We start from the raw sequence: 223 nt of genomic DNA, 5'->3' as shown, positions 1-223 counted from the left end.
CGGCAGCAGGGCCGGATCAATCCCGACCCGTTCGATCAGGCTCGAGGCCCAGCTACGCTTCATGGTGTTGAAAAGACCGGTTCCGGATGCATCCGACACCTCTGTGGCCACGTCCCCGGTCAGGACAAGCCGAAGATAGTCCTTAGGGTTGAGAACGTAGCGCAGCCGCCGGTAGAGGTCCGGCTCGTGCCTTTGCATCCAGAGGATTTTGCCGCCGGTGTAT

Annotated in this window: 1 protein-coding gene; it reads right to left on the bottom strand. The window is 61.0% G+C overall.

Annotation, left to right across the window (positions count from 1 at the left end; genetic code table 11):
• On the bottom strand, positions 1-223 hold a 223-nt coding region (locus E4K09_RS26325), incomplete at both ends, for an FGGY family carbohydrate kinase (RefSeq protein ID WP_244610705.1).

It is taken from the genome of Microvirga pakistanensis (assembly GCF_004458765.1).
GTDB classification, from domain to species: domain Bacteria; phylum Pseudomonadota; class Alphaproteobacteria; order Rhizobiales; family Beijerinckiaceae; genus Microvirga; species Microvirga pakistanensis.
Note: the sequence above shows the minus strand (reverse complement) of the source record. Positions and strands in the feature narration are given on the sequence as shown.